13 protein-coding genes are annotated in these 15,360 nt (G+C 55.3%); 7 read left to right on the top strand and 6 right to left on the bottom strand.

The genetic code is table 11. The annotated features are described in order from the left end of the window. Positions 1-29: 29 nt before the first annotated feature. The gene (locus C5Y96_RS10640; protein ID WP_105352938.1) at positions 30-2,045 is read right to left on the bottom strand and encodes a WD40 repeat domain-containing protein; all 2,016 of its coding nucleotides are present in this window, start codon (positions 2,043-2,045) and stop codon (positions 30-32) included. A gap of 290 nt (positions 2,046-2,335) precedes the next feature. Here C5Y96_RS10640 and C5Y96_RS10635 point away from each other — a divergent pair, with 290 nt between their 5' ends. After that, positions 2,336-3,331: a DUF1559 domain-containing protein gene (locus C5Y96_RS10635; protein ID WP_146115609.1), complete on the top strand. Its 996-nt coding sequence runs from the start codon at positions 2,336-2,338 to the stop codon at positions 3,329-3,331. Positions 3,332-3,361: 30 nt separating this feature from the next. Here C5Y96_RS10635 and C5Y96_RS10630 read toward each other — a convergent pair whose 3' ends face one another. The 4 genes from C5Y96_RS10630 to C5Y96_RS10615 form a co-directional block, all read right to left on the bottom strand. Next, positions 3,362-3,667: a hypothetical protein gene (locus C5Y96_RS10630; RefSeq protein ID WP_105352934.1), complete on the bottom strand. Its 306-nt coding sequence runs from the start codon at positions 3,665-3,667 to the stop codon at positions 3,362-3,364. A 261-nt stretch (positions 3,668-3,928) separates the two neighbouring features. Then, positions 3,929-5,020, bottom strand: a complete 1,092-nt coding sequence (locus C5Y96_RS10625; RefSeq protein WP_114322172.1) for a GNAT family N-acetyltransferase — start codon at positions 5,018-5,020, stop codon at positions 3,929-3,931. Between the two features lie 400 nt (positions 5,021-5,420). Then, on the bottom strand, positions 5,421-5,729 hold the full coding sequence (locus tag C5Y96_RS10620) for a hypothetical protein (RefSeq protein ID WP_105352930.1): 309 nt from the start codon (positions 5,727-5,729) through the stop codon (positions 5,421-5,423). Positions 5,730-5,794: 65 nt separating this feature from the next. Continuing rightward, a complete protein-coding gene (locus C5Y96_RS10615; protein WP_105352928.1) occupies positions 5,795-6,139 on the bottom strand; it encodes a hypothetical protein in 345 nt (114 codons plus the stop codon). Between the two features lie 349 nt (positions 6,140-6,488). Here C5Y96_RS10615 and C5Y96_RS10610 point away from each other — a divergent pair, with 349 nt between their 5' ends. Continuing rightward, complete coding sequence (locus C5Y96_RS10610; protein WP_105352926.1) at positions 6,489-6,893, top strand: hypothetical protein; 405 nt, start codon at positions 6,489-6,491, stop codon at positions 6,891-6,893. A gap of 56 nt (positions 6,894-6,949) precedes the next feature. Here the strand turns inward: C5Y96_RS10610 and C5Y96_RS10605 are convergent, their stop codons facing one another. Then, entirely contained in the window at positions 6,950-7,219 is a 270-nt protein-coding gene (locus C5Y96_RS10605; protein WP_146115608.1) for a hypothetical protein, read from the bottom strand. A 248-nt stretch (positions 7,220-7,467) separates the two neighbouring features. Here C5Y96_RS10605 and C5Y96_RS10600 point away from each other — a divergent pair, with 248 nt between their 5' ends. The 5 genes from C5Y96_RS10600 to C5Y96_RS10575 all read left to right on the top strand — a co-directional run bounded on the left by C5Y96_RS10600 (position 7,468) and on the right by C5Y96_RS10575 (position 15,310). Further along, on the top strand, positions 7,468-9,054 hold the full coding sequence (locus C5Y96_RS10600) for a type I restriction-modification system subunit M (RefSeq protein ID WP_105352922.1): 1,587 nt from the start codon (positions 7,468-7,470) through the stop codon (positions 9,052-9,054). Further along, positions 9,044-10,156 (top strand): Fic family protein, encoded by a 1,113-nt coding sequence (locus tag C5Y96_RS10595; RefSeq protein WP_105352920.1) that lies wholly within the window; start codon positions 9,044-9,046, stop codon positions 10,154-10,156. Before C5Y96_RS10600 ends, C5Y96_RS10595 begins: the two co-directional genes overlap by 11 nt. A gap of 238 nt (positions 10,157-10,394) precedes the next feature. Then, positions 10,395-11,636 (top strand): hypothetical protein, encoded by a 1,242-nt coding sequence (locus tag C5Y96_RS10585; RefSeq protein WP_146115607.1) that lies wholly within the window; start codon positions 10,395-10,397, stop codon positions 11,634-11,636. A gap of 65 nt (positions 11,637-11,701) precedes the next feature. Beyond that, positions 11,702-13,087, top strand: a complete 1,386-nt coding sequence (locus tag C5Y96_RS10580; RefSeq protein ID WP_105352914.1) for a restriction endonuclease subunit S — start codon at positions 11,702-11,704, stop codon at positions 13,085-13,087. 75 nt (positions 13,088-13,162) lie between these two features. Then, a complete protein-coding gene (locus C5Y96_RS10575; RefSeq protein WP_105352912.1) occupies positions 13,163-15,310 on the top strand; it encodes a P-loop NTPase fold protein in 2,148 nt (715 codons plus the stop codon). Positions 15,311-15,360: the final 50 nt, after the last annotated feature.

Here is a 15,360-nt window from a genome sequence, read left to right as displayed (position 1 = left end):
AGGTGATCGCCATCACCCGTCGGTGGCTGCTAATTCGATTCCGCTTCCTCTTCCGACGCAGGGGGTTCATCGGCCAGGGCCCAGGCCAGCGTGTCGTCGATTTCCTTCTTGTCCCACTTCCACAGGCGGTGGATGTAGGTGTGGTTACGCTCTTTCCAGAGGGTTGCAATGCGGTGGGCGGCGGCGTGGTCTTTGAACTCGCGAGCAAACTGCAGGGCCAGGTTCTCGGCGTAGACATCGGGTGAACGTTCGCAGAGGCCGACCATGCCGCGCATCATGCGGTCTTTGTCGAAGCCGGCCTCTTCGACGAGCCCTCGCCAGGTGTAGAAGATATAGATCAGCCGTCCGACTTCGGCGTACAGGATATCCCCTTCGATGCCGCCGATATGGTCGGCCACCTTGGCGGCGAGTGCTTCGGAATCGCCGAGATTGCCACCCCAGCGCGGCAGCTTCGACATGGCGGCTTGTTTCCAGATGACATGGAACGTCGGGGCTTCCTTTATGGCGCGGTCGAGGTACGGGTCGAGCCGCGCGTCGGGCCAGTTCTGATAACGGGCAATCACCACCAGTCGCGAGAAGACTGCCGGCGGAATGTCTTCACGATCGAGCATCGGCTCAATCGTCTCCCAGCTCTTTTGCATGTACGTTTCCAGCGTTTCCCATGCTTCGGGGGCGACCTTGTACGCCGCGCTCTCGCCGCGGGCCGCGGTACCCATCGAGTAATATTTGCTGGCCAGCGCCAGGCGAATGACGTCGTTGTCGGGGTGCTCTTCAACCAACTTCTTCAGGTACTCGATCTGAGCCAGGTCATCGCGTGGTTCGTCGCGAAAGTTGGCCACTCTGCCGACCAACTCGGTGTAGGCGGTGGTCAGCTTGTTGTCGATGATCGGGTCTTCGCGATGCTTCCACCGCTCGCCGATTCCTTTGATTACGTCCCAACGTTTCTGGGATAACACCGAATGCAGGATCGAGTGGGTGCGATAGTACGACGCGCGGAATTCTTTGCGGTCGAGTTCATGCACGACGACGCGGCCGCCGGGACTTTGCTCGATGATCCGCTGCGTGTTGGGTGCCGGCAGCAGCATCACGTACGGATCGTAAGGACGCGGCACGGTGATCTGCGTGGTGTGTTCGGGAAACCAGACACCGCACACCTCGGCCCCGCTCCACGTGGCGATCCAGAGATAGTTGGCCACGTCGGGGTTTTCGAGCGTATCGATCCGGGCATCGGTTAGCCACTGCTGCGTCGCGAAGCCAAGCATATTGCCGGCATTCGAAGGCCCTATCCAGTATTCGCATCCGCAGAACACGCAGAAGATGCCTGGGCCACCGACGATGTTGGGGGGATTGCGATAAGGAAGATCGGCATGCCCCTCCCCTTCCGGCGTTTCCCAAATGACTTCATTGATCTTCTCGTCGGCGCGTTCGATTACCGTCGCCCAGCAGTCTTGGCCAAAGTTGCACACGCGCACGCGGCAATCTTTATCCAGGATCGGGTCGGCCCGCATGTCGACCACTTCCCCTTCCGGCGTCACGATCATTCGCTGACCGCGCACGCCTGAGATAAACATCAACTGGCTATCGAGCGAGAAGCCGATGTCGCCGATCTTCCAATCCATCTCGGCAAACGTATGCAGCAGTTCGCCGGTATCGGCCAACCACACTTCGACAAACTTCCGCTGGTTGGCAAAGGCCACGTAGCGGCCATCGCGTGACATCTTCAGCACCCCTTCCATTGCCTGACCGGCCGCGGTGAACTCGGCCAGCTTCGAAGAGCCGTTCAAGTTCCAGGTCGAGAACTTCTTGTCGCGCTGGATGAAGACCATCCGCGCGCCATCGTCGGAGATGTCCATATACTCTTTGTGCCGCATCGGCGTGCGAAACATGCGGACAATATCAAACTTCGGTGCCGGCACCTTCTGCGAAAGCCGGTCGACGATGTCGATGATTTCCTCAGTCGTTTCCTGCTGAGCAAATAGCGACACGGGGGATAGCGCGATCGCCAGCAGCAGTCCCACGCAAGAAAGCAGGCGTAACGATTTCATTAAAAAGTCTCCGGTAAAGAATCGACCAGCAGCAGAAGCCGAACGGCAGCAGGCTTCTTGCCAGAGGTATTTTAGAGTAAGCACATGGAGGTTGAAACCTTTAAATGAGTGTGGCATCGCTTCGGGGCGAAGGAGGGGCAATGGGGCGATTCGATGAGTCATGAGGTTCTTTCGTGATGACATGGAAGACTGACGATATATGTGACAATTGATTCGCGGCTTGTGCATACGTTTGTTACGATGTGGAGTGTTCGTTTTGATGGATCGGTTTGGGCGGGAACAATACCTTGGTGCGATTCAATCCAATGATTGGCAGCCGGCGAGGAATTTCCCTGGTCGAAACGCTAGTGGTGCTGGGTATCTTGGGGCTACTGCTGGCGATTCTGCTGCCGGCGGTACAGGCCGCTCGCGAGTCAGGCCGGAAGCTAACTTGTCAGAACCATCTGCGGCAGATCGTGCAGGGCATCGCCAATCATGAATCAGCCAAGGGGGCGTTACCGTCGCTGTACAACAACACGGCGTACCCTCAGCCGCGTGCGATCACGGATGAGTTCCACTTCCATAGTTGGCGATCGGCGCTCTTGCCGCAGATCGAACAAACGTCCCTCAACGATCAGTTGGACCGATCCCTGTTCGCGACCGATCCCGCCAATCAAGCCGCGCTAAACGTGGAAGTGCCGATCTTTTTGTGCCCCTCCTCGATACCTGCCAGCCGCTTCGTGCCAGATATCTACGGTCCGCCGGCAGTCGCTGACACGCTTTCGCAGCAGATCATCGGCACGGCCGCACGCAGCGACTACGAGGTGATCGGAGGTGTTTCGTACAAGCCGTCGGGGACCATCGATTTGCAGCACGTCAAGTTTGGTGCCTGGGGGGAACCGCGATCGTACAGTCCGCTACCAGCAAAGAATGCCTATCGCAAGGCGCGACTGCGCGACCTGAGCGATGGCCAGTCGAATACGCTGCTGGTTGCCGAACGTGCCGGTCGCCCAGACTGGTATCGCAGAAGCAAGCCGGTGGATGTCTATCCCTACGAGGTTCCGAACAGCGGCATGGATCATCACCAGGCTGCCTGGGGCATCAGCACGCACTTTTGGTGGCTGATCTTATGGCACGAGCAAACAATCAACGAAAGCAATTCCAACGGCATCTACAGCTTTCACGCCAGCGGAGCCAACGTCGGCCTGGCCGATGGCTCGGTCCGCTTTCTGCCAGAGACGATCGACCAGGAATCGTTGAACGCGCTGATAACGCGTTCAGCAGGCGATGTGGTTTCGCTGGACTGAGGTGCTGTCGTGGACTTGTCTGACTCGTTGTTAACGCCAGCCTGTGGTATGCACTTCCTGCCGGCGATCCCACAGGTTCAGCCTGATGGTCCGCTCTTCGTCCATCATCTTCCGCACGCGGCACAGCACGCACGGCATGATCACCTTTCCGCCGCAGCCGGGGCAGCGCTGGTAGCTCAGGTTTTCGTTCTGCAGTGGGTGGACGCCGTCGCGGATTTTCCGGGCCGTTTGGCAGCCAATGTGAAACTTGCGAACGATCGTCCGCAGGCTCATGCCGTCGGCAAACGCATCTTCGATCGCGTGAACCTGCTGGGGCGTGTTGGTGTAGTTTCGCATGGTGGTTTCCTTACTTGGTGATGGATGAATGGGGATTAGCCGCAGACTTCACAGAGGACACGGTGGGAAGAAAGAAGAAGGAATGACCACGGATTTCACGGATGAACACGGATAGGAATAGAGTTGGGTACCTGGTGCCTGGCTGGCACGCCCAAGCGGACTTGGACGCGGCACCCGTTCTTCTCGGTTCGTTATCGGTGTGCATTCGTGAAATCCGTGGTTCATTCACTCCCTGCTTGGTGCTCTCTGTGTCCTCGGTGGCTAACAAACTTCTGCCGGACTGGCGTAACGGAAGGTCGCGACGGCTCGGCCGGTGCTGATTTTCCAGTGAGGATTGTCGCGGTACATGCCACTGCGCTGGCGGCCGGTCTTCAACAGCTTTTTGAACTGCCACTTTGTCGAACGATTGCAATGGGCGATCACGGCCGGATGGCTGCCGCTGATGTTCACGTGGGTGGCTCCCTCTTCGGTTAACAGCCCGGCGAGTTCATCGAGCATGCGTCCGCCGAGCCCAACTCCCTGGTAGGTTGGCAGCGTGACCAGCCGCGATACCCGCAGGTGATGCTTGCGGAAATTGTTCAGCGTGGCCGCGAAGACGGCTGGCTTTCCTTCGACCAGGCCAACCCAGCAGCGAGCCGCTGGATTCAACTGCCCGTCGAGATAGTGATGCGGCGCAAACAAGGGCCAAAGTTCTCGGCTGCAGCGGTGGATGGCAAGGTCAAGCTGCCCTTGCCGAAGACACCTCCGCGTCAACTGGCCGTCGTTCATGTCGAGCACCCAATCAGGCCGCAGCCAATCGATCACGTCTCGATGGCATGTTACGGCCACCAGCTTCTTGGAAAGCTGGCCACGATCGATTGCCCGCCGCAAAGCCATGCAGCCAAAGCGAGCCGCCGCGCGGTCGACCACGCTGGTGAACTCGTCAAACGCGATCACCTTTCCAGGCGAAAGCATGCCGCGGGCGACATCCGCGCGAAACTGCTGACCGGTCGATAGGCGACCGTATGGCTGGCACCAGGCAATCGGCGAACTCAAGCCAACCGTCGTCAACGTATGGGTGATGGTGCGCGTTTGAATATCGGCAGGGAAGCCGTCGATCAACGCCTGATCGCGTTTCCAACTCAACCGCTGAACCAGACGCTTGCCGTACGCGGCCTTGGCCACGGTCGACTTGCCGCTGCCAGAGTCGCCGACGATCATGCCGATTTGCCAGTCGTCGTCGAGACTGGGGAGTTGAACCTGGAACTTATGGGTCAGTTTGTTTTCCAGCGGCACATCGAACATGCCGGCCAGTTGCCGCACGCGAAACGATTCTGGCACGGGGCACTCGACTAAAGTATCAATAGTTTGCATGACAATCCTCTTTGCTGCATCTCTTCGTAAAGTTCACGTTGTTGCAATTCGCCATCGCACTGGATGACGACCTGAAACAGTTCCGGACAGGCCGGCGCTGCTTCGCAGGGTGGGTCTGTTTTTAAAGTGGTTCTCATTTCGCTTGTCTTGGGAGGGAGGAAGTTAGCCACTGAGGTCATCGAGCAGAAAGAAGAAGATGAACCACGGATTTAACGGATGGGAAATAAGGAACGGTTTTACGCTGCTGGCTCGACCGGTAATGGTTGCCAGTTACCTGGCTGGCACGCCCAAGCGGACTTGGGCGTGGTACCCTTTCTCGTCTGACTCTTATCCGTGTTCATCCGTGTAATCGGTGGTTCATCCCCACTCTCTTTCTCCGTGCACTCGATGTCCTCTGTGGCTAATCACTTTCGGCCGAATGCGCAGGCTGCCGATCGCAGAGGCAGGCATTCGTCGTCAAAAGGCTGTGGATCTCGGCCAACGCGTCTTCGGACACGCCGAAGAGGTCGTCGATCAGGTGCGGCAGGTCTTCGTCGGCATAGACATCGAGCCGATGGACAGGAATGCTGGAAGAGAACCGTCCGTGACGCACGATATCCAGGCAGTAGATATCGTCTTCCAGGTCGCTACGGACAGTGGCCGGATAAACCTGGGCCGCTTCGCGATACTTGACCTGTTGGCCGTTTTGCAAGGGTTGTCGGGAACTCATGGGAGTGGCTTTTCGCTAATAGTTTGAAAATGAAGTGGAAGTTGAGGGAACGCAGGCTGGTCGCCTTAGTGGCCGCCGCGGGCCAGTTCTTCGCGAAAGGACTCTTCACGCGAGAAGACTGCTTGTTCAACCTGGGCAATGGCCTCGTCGAGCAGTTGCTCTTCGCTGAGCAGCCCGCCGACGAGAATGGCCGCGGCAATTTCATTTCGCCACGCCGGTAGCACGTCGGCCGGCAGATCGGCGGCCTCGGTCAGGTCGTTGGCAAAGTCAAGCACGTCGATCTGCACAATCGCGGCGGACAAAATATGCCGCCCTGTCACTTCGACGTGGACCACCAACTGAGCCCAGAAACAGCCGCGAGACGTGTCGATATCGTCGAGCTCGAACGGAATTTCAACGGCATCGGTCATAACGTTCCTTTGCATTTGCGGTCGGCGCATGAAAAAAGCAGCCGGCGCACTGGGGCCCAGAAACATCCGTTTCGGCTGCTGGAGTGAGGAGCGATCCTTCGCTCGATGTCCGTTGATTCAGGAATTTGAGGTTGGTTGATGAACGACTACATGGTTTGTCCTCTCTGGTTAAAAACCGAGGTGCTTGGGGTCTCATGCCCTAAAAGCGTGACGCTTTGTGTGACGCTTTAATTAGGATATAAAAAGCGTGACGCTTTGTCAAACACTTATGGGCTATATTTCAGAAAGAAAGCAGGTAAGATAGCGTGAAGCATTGCCGCAAGCTCTTTCCCCGAAAGCAGTAACCAAAATGCCGCCAAAAAAGAAATCTTCCGCCGCCGCTGGCCAGTCGTCCGCCGAAAGCAAAATGTCTGCCACGAAGGAAAAGGAAACAGGGGCAACCACCAAGACCGTGCCCTCGATCACAGAGCAAAAAGATAGCTTGGGCCGAGAGATCGCCAATCGCAGCGAGACGATGAATGCTGAGCAAATCGAGGCCTTAGCCCAGGAGTTTTACAAGGTCTACGAGGTCCTGCACGACTGCGCGTCGTTTATGAGCCTGAAAAAGGTCGAAGAAATCCAGGCCATCGTCTCTGGCCTCCGAAAGAAAGCCAAAGAGTCCCAGAAACTAGCCAACAGCCAAATCGGCCGAAAACTAGACGCCATGGCGATCGAACTAGGCCTGGAAGACCGACTTCGCACGCGATCGAAGTAACGCGTCGCCTAAATACGTAAGAAAAGCATGACGCTATATCACGGTTCGAAAGCAATTCAGATACGCAAATCAAATTGCTGACGGGCAAAGATCGGGATTAAAAAGAGTAGGCCAGGCAGGACTTGAACCCCAGCAAGAAAGGTCGAGGAATACAGTTCTTTCGGAACTAGGCGGCGCAGAATCCGGCGCACTCCCCGCTCATACCAGGGAATTGTCCCCATCTCCTCACCCACAGCGAACTCCGCCTGGAACCAATCTCGCAAACCGACGCCGCCCATCAGTCTCGGGGTGTGGTTCGTATTTGCCGAACGGTTGATCGTTCCCATGATTGGCTGATCTGCATCGCCTAGGAAAAACTCAATCGTCTCCCCGTCTTGGCCCAGAAGTATCTCCGCTCCCTGACGGGATCAGGGCACCTGGTCTCTCGGTCTCACCTATCTAGCCCAGTATTTGAATCCCCCCCAGTCTCGGGTAAACTCTCAACTGCCTATTACGCAACTCCTCGCATCAATCGGCCCGGCATCGCTGGCCATGGTCGCGTCCCCTCAACATGTCGAAGGAATCGACTTTCCCCATGGCGAAGAAGAAGTCTTCTACGAAGTCCAATGGCAGTGCCGCAAACATCGGCTTCGAATCCAAGCTCTGGCTCGCTGCCGACAAGCTCCGCAACAACATGGATGCGGCCGAGTACAAGCACGTCGTGCTCGGGCTCATCTTTCTCAAGTACATTTCCGACGCCTTCGAGGAGATGCACGCCAAGCTGATTGCTGGCGAAGGTGAGTACGACGGGGCCGATCCCGAAGATCCCGACGAATACCGGGCCGAGAACTGTTTCTGGGTTCCGCCGGAAGCTCGTTGGAAGAAGTTGCAGGATAACGCCAAGCAGCCCACCATTGGTAAGCTGATCGACGATGCCATGGTGGCCATCGAAAAGGACAACCCGCGGCTGAAAGGGGTGCTGCCCAAGGACTTTGCCCGGCCGACCCTCGACAAGCAGCGGCTGGGGGAACTGATCGACCTGGTCGGCACCATTGGCCTGGGAGATGCCGAGAACCGCTCGAAGGACATTCTCGGCCGGGTTTACGAATACTTCCTTTCTGAGTTCGCCAGCGCCGAAGGCAAAAAGGGAGGCCAGTTCTATACGCCTCGCTGTGTCGTTCGCGTGCTGGTCGAAATGCTCGCCCCGTACAAGGGACGCGTCTACGATCCGTGCTGCGGCAGTGCCGGCATGTTCGTGCAAAGCGAGAAGTTCGTCGAAGAGCACGGCGGACGCATCGGCGATATCGCCGTCTATGGGCAAGAGTCCAACCCCACCACGCGCCGCTTGGCCCTGATGAACCTGGCCATTCGCGGCATCGAAGGGGACATCGGCCCCGAGAACGCCGACACCTTCCGCCGAGACCTACACAAAGACCTGAAAGCCGACTACGTGCTGGCCAATCCTCCCTTCAACGATTCCGACTGGCACCGCAGCGACGAGGACGTCCGCTGGAAGTATGGCGTGCCGCCCAAAGGGAACGCCAACTTTGCCTGGGTGCAGCACTTCATTCATCACCTTTCTCCCGAGGGCTTCGCCGGCTTCGTCCTGGCCAACGGGTCGATGAGCAGTAACCAGTCAGGCGAAGGGGAAATCCGCAAGGCGATTGTCGAAGCCGACCTGGTCGACTGCATGGTCGCTCTGCCAGGGCAGTTGTTCTACAGCACGCAGATCCCCGTCTGCCTTTGGTTTCTGGCTCGCAACAAGAAGGACAAAACGCGTCGCAAGCGAGCCGGCGAAACCCTCTTCATCGATGCCCGCAAGCTAGGCCAACTGATCGACCGCGTCCACCGCGAACTGACCGACGAAGAACTCCAACGGATCGCCGACACCTACCACGCCTGGCGCGGCGACTTGAAGTTCACCAACCCCAAAAGCAAGCTGAAGAAGTACGAAGACATCCCTGGCTTCTGTAAGAGTGCCACCAAGGACGAAATCGCCGAACACGGCTACGTCCTTACCCCGGGCCGCTACGTGGGTGCCGAAGCACTAGAGGAAGACGACGAGCCGTTCGATGAAAAGATGCAGCGGCTCACCGCGGAGCTGTCGGAGCAGTTCGCCGAATCGGCTAAGCTGGAAAAAGCGATCAAGAAGAACCTGAAGGGACTTGGCTATGGCCTATGATCCGAACAAACCGTTCAACGATCTTCCTCTGCTGCCGCCGAAAGGGGAACTGGAAACCAAGCCGGTCCTCAAAAGTTGCATCGCGGCCAATACGGCCCTGGCAGAACTGAAAGGGGCCGGAGGGCTCATTCCCAATCAAACGATTCTCATCAACTCGATTCCTCTTCAGGAAGCCCAGTCGAGTTCCGAAATCGAGAACATCGTCACCACCCAGGACGAACTGTTCCGCGCCGCGGCCGGCACCGAGGACTCGTCCGACGATCCGATGACCAAAGAGGTCCTTCGCTATCGGTCCGCGCTCAAGCTGGGGGGTGAACTCCTTCAGCAAGGCCCCTTTCAACTTTCGGTGTTGCAGCAGATCTGCTCGAACCTGAAAGGGGAAGAGATGCCTTTCCGCAGCGACAAGCTCGTCAGGCTGACCAATCCCGCCACCAAGGATGTCATCTACACGCCGCCACTTTCCCAGGCCGTCATTCAGCAGAAGCTCGAAAACCTGGAAACGTTCCTTACCGCGCCGTCCGATCTCGATCCCCTCGTCCAGATGGCGATCGCCCATTATCAGTTCGAGGCCATCCATCCGTTCGAGGACGGCAACGGACGCACAGGCCGCATCCTTAACTTGCTGCTGCTGGTCGATCGTGGCCTGCTTGAGATACCTGTCCTCTACCTCAGCCGCTTCATCATCCAAAACAAGCAAGGCTACTACGCCGGCCTGCTCGCCGTGACCGAAACCCAAGAGTGGGAGCCGTGGCTGTTGTACATGCTCGACGGCGTCACGCAAACGGCCCGCTGGACCACGGCCCGCATCCAGGCCATCCGCCAACTATTCGACCAAACGTGCGATCAGGCCCGCGAGAAGCTCCCCAACCGTGTCTACAGCAAAGAGCTGATCGAACTGATCTTCGAGCAGCCGTACTGCAAAGCGAAGTTCGTCGTCGATCGCGGCCTGGCCAAGCGGCAAACGGCCGCGGATTACCTTAAAGAGATGGAAAAGGCCGGCATACTAACCAGCGAAAAGGTAGGCAGGGAAACGATTTACCGCAATCCGGCCCTCCTCGAAATCCTGAAAAAGGGAAATGTCGACGATATCGACATGCAGTAGAAATATGTCGATATATTGGCATTTCATCGACACGTTGATCCAATAGGTCGAAATCATCGACCTATCCGAAAAACATGTCGAAGCCCCCAGCAAATGACCAAACGTGTCCCCATTTCAAGAAAACGTGGACATATTCAGCGGACATGTCCACGTTTTGGACATGTCTTTCCAAGCTAACTGACCAAGGAAAAGCACCATCACCAGGCCATTCATCCCCATCTATCCGCCACCCAAACCGGTGAAGCTGAACGTCCATATACCGGACGCATCGGCCAACCTGTTCGCTCGGATCATCCGCAATCCGCTGGCCCCCAACCGGCCCATGCGGGAGACGCGGTGTGCGGAGATGCTGTGCTCGGTCCTGCTGAACTGCCCCACGCTTCGCCATCACATCTTTCAGCAGTGGGCGGCCCTATGCGACTGGAAGGTTCTTCCTCTCGATAAGCTCGTCTACGAAATCGAGACCGAGCAGGCCGTCGGCGGCAAACGAGACGACCTACGGATCGTCGGGTATCGCTCCGAGGATGAATCGCAGACGCCCGTTCTGTTATGGACCATCGAAATCAAAGTGCAGGCCGGCATTCATCATTCGTCGCACGAGTCGTACGACGAAGAGGACGAGCCGGTCGAAGTGATCACCGAATCGGTCACGCAACTCGAAAACTACGACCGCTGGCTGGAAGCTCAAAACGTAACTGCCGATCGCAAGGCGGGTCTCGTTCTGGCGATGCCATCCTACACGCAGAAAGTGAACGAACTGATCGAGGCCGGCAAGCTGAAGCCTCGCTGGCATTGTCTCCGCTGGACCGATCTGGGCGGTTGGATCGAGCAGCAATTGGCAGACAAGTCCTTGCCGGCCGAAGAGCAGCTACTTGCCGAGCACCTCCTGGGCTTTGTTTTGAAATACCTTCAGGACCCAAGCGAAATGACCGAACATCGCATCGACATCGAAGACCTCGCCCTGATCCGAGCCTACGCCCAGCAGGGGAATGCTTGTGCCAAGCGTATCCACAACCTGGTGTCGCCGGTGCTTCAGATCTTCGATGAATCAGGCATCACGCTCTTTAAGCAGACCCACCAAAAGGCACTTTTCCGGCCCAGCGTCCGCAGCGTCGTCTATGGCTATTTGAAGGAAAACGGCAAAAGCAAACCGGCCGCCGAGCTAATCCTCTGGGCAGGCATTCACCAAGATCAGGCCAAGGTCTGGATCGAAGTACAACCCAGCGCCTCGATCAGCACTCAGGTTCGCGCCGTGGTATCCGACCACCTGGAAGCCTTACAAAGCCGAAACCCTGCCTGGCAGATACCTGCTCCGGAAGAATCGACGTGGCGTGTCGTCCATCTTTGCAAGCCATTGGCTTGGTTGCTGGTGGAGGATGATCAGCCGGGGGCACTTGCCGAGTTTGTTCGGGGTGGGTTAGAGGATTTGACGGTGACTGGGGTTGTTGATGCGATTCAAGCGATTGCTTCACCTGAATGAAATACGATTAGTCTCGATGACATTCGAATGTACCACGTTGTGCAGCACTCTTTGAAACTCCAATTATGAACTACGACCCAACCATTGGAATCGGTCCCGATCACTGGGAGTTTATTACTCTTGGTGAAGTCTGTTCTCGTGGCGGCGGAAATATACAAACAGGTCCGTTCGGCAGTCAGTTGCACGCTTCCGACTACGTGCCCGTTGGCGTTCCCGCGATCATGCCAGTCAATATCGGAGACAATCGCCTCGTTGAGGACAACATTGCTCGAATCACGGAAGCCGACGCAGAGAGACTTAAGAAGCATCGTGTCATACCTGGCGATATAATCTACAGTCGCCGCGGAGACGTCGAGCGTCGGGCCTTGGTTCGCGACGATGAGAATGGCTGGTTCTGTGGAACTGGATGTCTCAAGGTACGCCTTGGGAAAGGCGTAGTTGATCCGCTATTCGCTTCTTTCTATCTTGGACACCCATCTGTTCGTCAGTGGATCGTACGTCACGCCGTTGGCGCGACGATGCCGAATCTCAATACAAAAATAATGGAAGCCATTCCGTTTGCGCTTCCCCCACTCCCCGAACAAAAAGCCATCGCCAACATTCTCGGGACGCTGGACGACAAGATCGAACTCAACCGGCGGATGAATGAGACGCTAGAGTCGATGGCCCGGGCGTTGTTCAAGAGTTGGTTTGTCGATTTCGACCCGGTCCGCGCCAAGATGGACGGCCGCCAACCGCCCGGCCTCTCCCCGGAAGTGGCGGCATTGTTCCCCGATAAGATGGTGCATGTGGATGGGGAGTTGATTCCGGAGGGGTGGACTTTCTCTACGATTGATGAATGTACGTCTCTCATCATTGACCACCGCGGCAAGACACCCAAGAAGCTCGGTAGCGACTGGTCGCAAACTGGCATTCCCGCAGTCTCGGCAAAGAACATCAAGGATGGAAGGCTGATTCGTCCTGACACATTCAAATTTGTAGACGAAGATCTTTACGCTCGATGGATGAAGGACGAGCTTCAAGCTGGCGACATTCTTATGACATCAGAAGCGCCTCTCGGAGAACTTTATTACCTTGCGACTGATTCGCGGATCTGCTTAAGCCAACGGCTGTACGGAATACGTGCCAACCCAAGTGTTTGTACGCCAGCGTATCTGTACTATTGGTTGTCTTCGGAAGAATCACAGTTTGACCTGGATTCACGTGCAACAGGAACGACTGTAGTTGGAATTAGACAAAGTGAACTCCGAAAGGTGCGTGTGCTTATTCCGTCGCTTGAGATCCAGCATCGTTTTCATGAGATCTTGACTCAAATCCTTAATCAGATCGACTCCTTAGAGAAACAATCAATTGCTCTCGCGAACACCCGCGATACCCTTCTGCCCAAACTCCTTTCCGGCGAAGTACGAGTATCGGATGCAGAAACAGTCCACAGTGACAATGTGATATAGACATTCAGCTTTCACTGATTCACCTAACTCAAAAGCAATCTAAATCCAAGAGACGGCCAATCTACGAGATCCGGGATGAGCAACGACAACACAACCGAACTTGGAAGGCGAATACGTGCACTACGAGAATCGCATAATCTTTCTCAGAAAGAATTGGCGGTAAAACTTGGCGTACATCAGCGAGATATTTCGTCACTAGAAACGAGCCCTTTCCTCGGCCGGACGGACATTTTGGCCACCCTCGCAAGACACTTTAATATCTCGATTGAAGAGCTTACGGGGAGAACTGAGCAGCAGGACGAAGTGGAGCGTCCCAACCCGCCACCGGCAGGCGATCCTAATGCAGTTTCACCTCGGAATACCTCTCCGCCAGCTCCAGCAATTGAACCCGACACATCCAGGCAGAATCCGCCGAAAGAGTTGTCCGCTGGTTCACCGATGTTTATCAGCGGAGCCGGACCTGGGCAATCTTCACCAAACTCAACTCGTGATTCAGAAGATGAGGAGAACCAAGACGCATCGCGAACAGACAGTGTAAAGGTAACCCCTGAACCCGCGTCAGGCGAAATGTCTGCATCGATTGGAGCCATAAAGTTTTCGGCCGAAGGAACGGTATCGCCACCTAAGCCAGGTTCGATTACTGGACACATGCTTTCTGTTCGTCGCGAGGCAAGCGATGATTCAGCATGTTTAAATATCAGAGGATGCGCTCATGCACTTGCAACATTTTTTGCAAGCGTCGAGAAAGACCTGTTCTTCGCAATCTTTGGGCCATGGGGTCGCGGCAAATCATTTTTGATGCGATTCGTCACTGCGCAATTGGAGGATAATGGCTATTCAGTCATATCATTTAGTGCTTGGCGATTTAGAAAAACGCCAGAACTCTGGGTCTACCTCTATGAAGTAATTCGTGACAGACTCGGGAGCGAAAACTGGTTAGGTGGCCTAGGCTTGCGAATGAGAATTGGCGTAATGAGGCATGGTTATTGGCAGCTAGTTTGGCTCATAGTTGCCCTGGGATTGGCCATTTTGCCGCTAGGTGCGATTTACCTTAACTATGCGCTGACAATCTTTAATGCCGTCGGGATTCTGGGATGTGTTGTTCTCGTCAATTTCTACATGGGTGGGGCTTCTTTTTTACGCGCACTTAATTCTGAATATCTAGCGCTCAATAAACATGACGAGAAACTTGGTGTACAGGGGTTGATCGGTGAGGAAATCGTCAACGTATTTCGTGGTTGGTTACCGACTGACGAGGAAAAGAAGCTATTTGACTCCGCGTTTAACAAAATCCTTATAGTGTCCGGTGTATTTTCGCTGATTGTTTTGCTTCCGTTTGTGCTTGTACTAGTCGGAGTTGAATTGAACTTCGCACTCCCGCAATGGCAGTACTTCCTTCCACCGTTTGTCATTTGGTGTTTCGCTGTTTCTGTTTTGTGCTGGTCGATTCGAGCGGGCATTTCCAAGACCTCAAAGGTAATGATAGTCGTTGATGATCTTGACCGTTGTGACGCTGATGACCTGCTAAGTATTGTTGAAAGCCTGAAAGTCGTGCTCGACGACCCAAGACTCCATGAACGAGTACAAGTTGTGATGTTGATCGAAGAGGAAATACTTAAAAGAGCAATTGTCAAGAAATACGAGAAACTCGTGCAAGTCGACAACAACTCGCCGTCAAGTAATTCGGAGATTCAACGTCTCGCCCGAGAACACATTGAAAAGCTTTTCCTGTGCTATTATCGCCTGCCAACTCTTGTTCCGAGCAATGTCGGAGATTTAGTTGATGCGTTTATTAAGGAAGGATCGGAACCCGACTCTTCCAAGTACGAAGGCAAGTCAACACGAGAAGGAGTCGACGTTCGTAGTGACCAACAAAAGGCACTTGACGAGCAACCGAAAGAACCAGAAGGAAATCTGACGTTCTACATATTAAATCCCAAGAACGCTTCGGTTTACAACGAGAGAGATGAGCAGGCCCTTCGCAAAATCCTTAACCATCACTTTGCTTCAGGCGACTGCTTGAATCCATCGCCTCGTTCCATCCGCTGCTGGCTTTTCAAGTTTCAACTTGCACGACTACTACACCGAGTTCAGGAAGAGCATGATGTTAAACCAGAAAAACTTGCTACTGCATTAATGGAAGTCTACTGCGGCAATCCTAAAGCCCTCGACAACGATGGCACAATGCATTCACTGAAACCAATTGTCGAAGCGGTTGCTTAGACAATGCCTCGTCAACAACTAGTATCCTGTCCCTGAAAAAACGGCAATTC

The sequence above is a fragment of the Blastopirellula marina genome (assembly GCF_002967715.1).
Taxonomy (GTDB): domain Bacteria; phylum Planctomycetota; class Planctomycetia; order Pirellulales; family Pirellulaceae; genus Bremerella; species Bremerella marina_B.
Note: the sequence above shows the minus strand (reverse complement) of the source record. Positions and strands in the feature narration are given on the sequence as shown.

Excerpts from the sequence above, each read along its gene's own strand:
- C5Y96_RS10640 (WP_105352938.1), bottom strand. The coding sequence starts at position 2,045 with ATGAAATCGTTACGCCTGCTTTCTTGCGTGGGACTGCTGCTGGCGATC.
- C5Y96_RS10630 (WP_105352934.1), bottom strand. The coding sequence starts at position 3,667 with ATGCGAAACTACACCAACACGCCCCAGCAGGTTCACGCGATCGAAGAT.
- C5Y96_RS10625 (WP_114322172.1), bottom strand. The coding sequence starts at position 5,020 with ATGCAAACTATTGATACTTTAGTCGAGTGCCCCGTGCCAGAATCGTTT.
- C5Y96_RS10620 (WP_105352930.1), bottom strand. The coding sequence starts at position 5,729 with ATGAGTTCCCGACAACCCTTGCAAAACGGCCAACAGGTCAAGTATCGC.
- C5Y96_RS10615 (WP_105352928.1), bottom strand. The coding sequence starts at position 6,139 with ATGACCGATGCCGTTGAAATTCCGTTCGAGCTCGACGATATCGACACG.
- C5Y96_RS10610 (WP_105352926.1), top strand. The coding sequence starts at position 6,489 with ATGCCGCCAAAAAAGAAATCTTCCGCCGCCGCTGGCCAGTCGTCCGCC.
- C5Y96_RS10605 (WP_146115608.1), bottom strand. The coding sequence starts at position 7,219 with ATGGGAACGATCAACCGTTCGGCAAATACGAACCACACCCCGAGACTG.
- C5Y96_RS10600 (WP_105352922.1), top strand. The coding sequence starts at position 7,468 with ATGGCGAAGAAGAAGTCTTCTACGAAGTCCAATGGCAGTGCCGCAAAC.
- C5Y96_RS10595 (WP_105352920.1), top strand. The coding sequence starts at position 9,044 with ATGGCCTATGATCCGAACAAACCGTTCAACGATCTTCCTCTGCTGCCG.
- C5Y96_RS10580 (WP_105352914.1), top strand. The coding sequence starts at position 11,702 with ATGAACTACGACCCAACCATTGGAATCGGTCCCGATCACTGGGAGTTT.
- C5Y96_RS10575 (WP_105352912.1), top strand. The coding sequence starts at position 13,163 with ATGAGCAACGACAACACAACCGAACTTGGAAGGCGAATACGTGCACTA.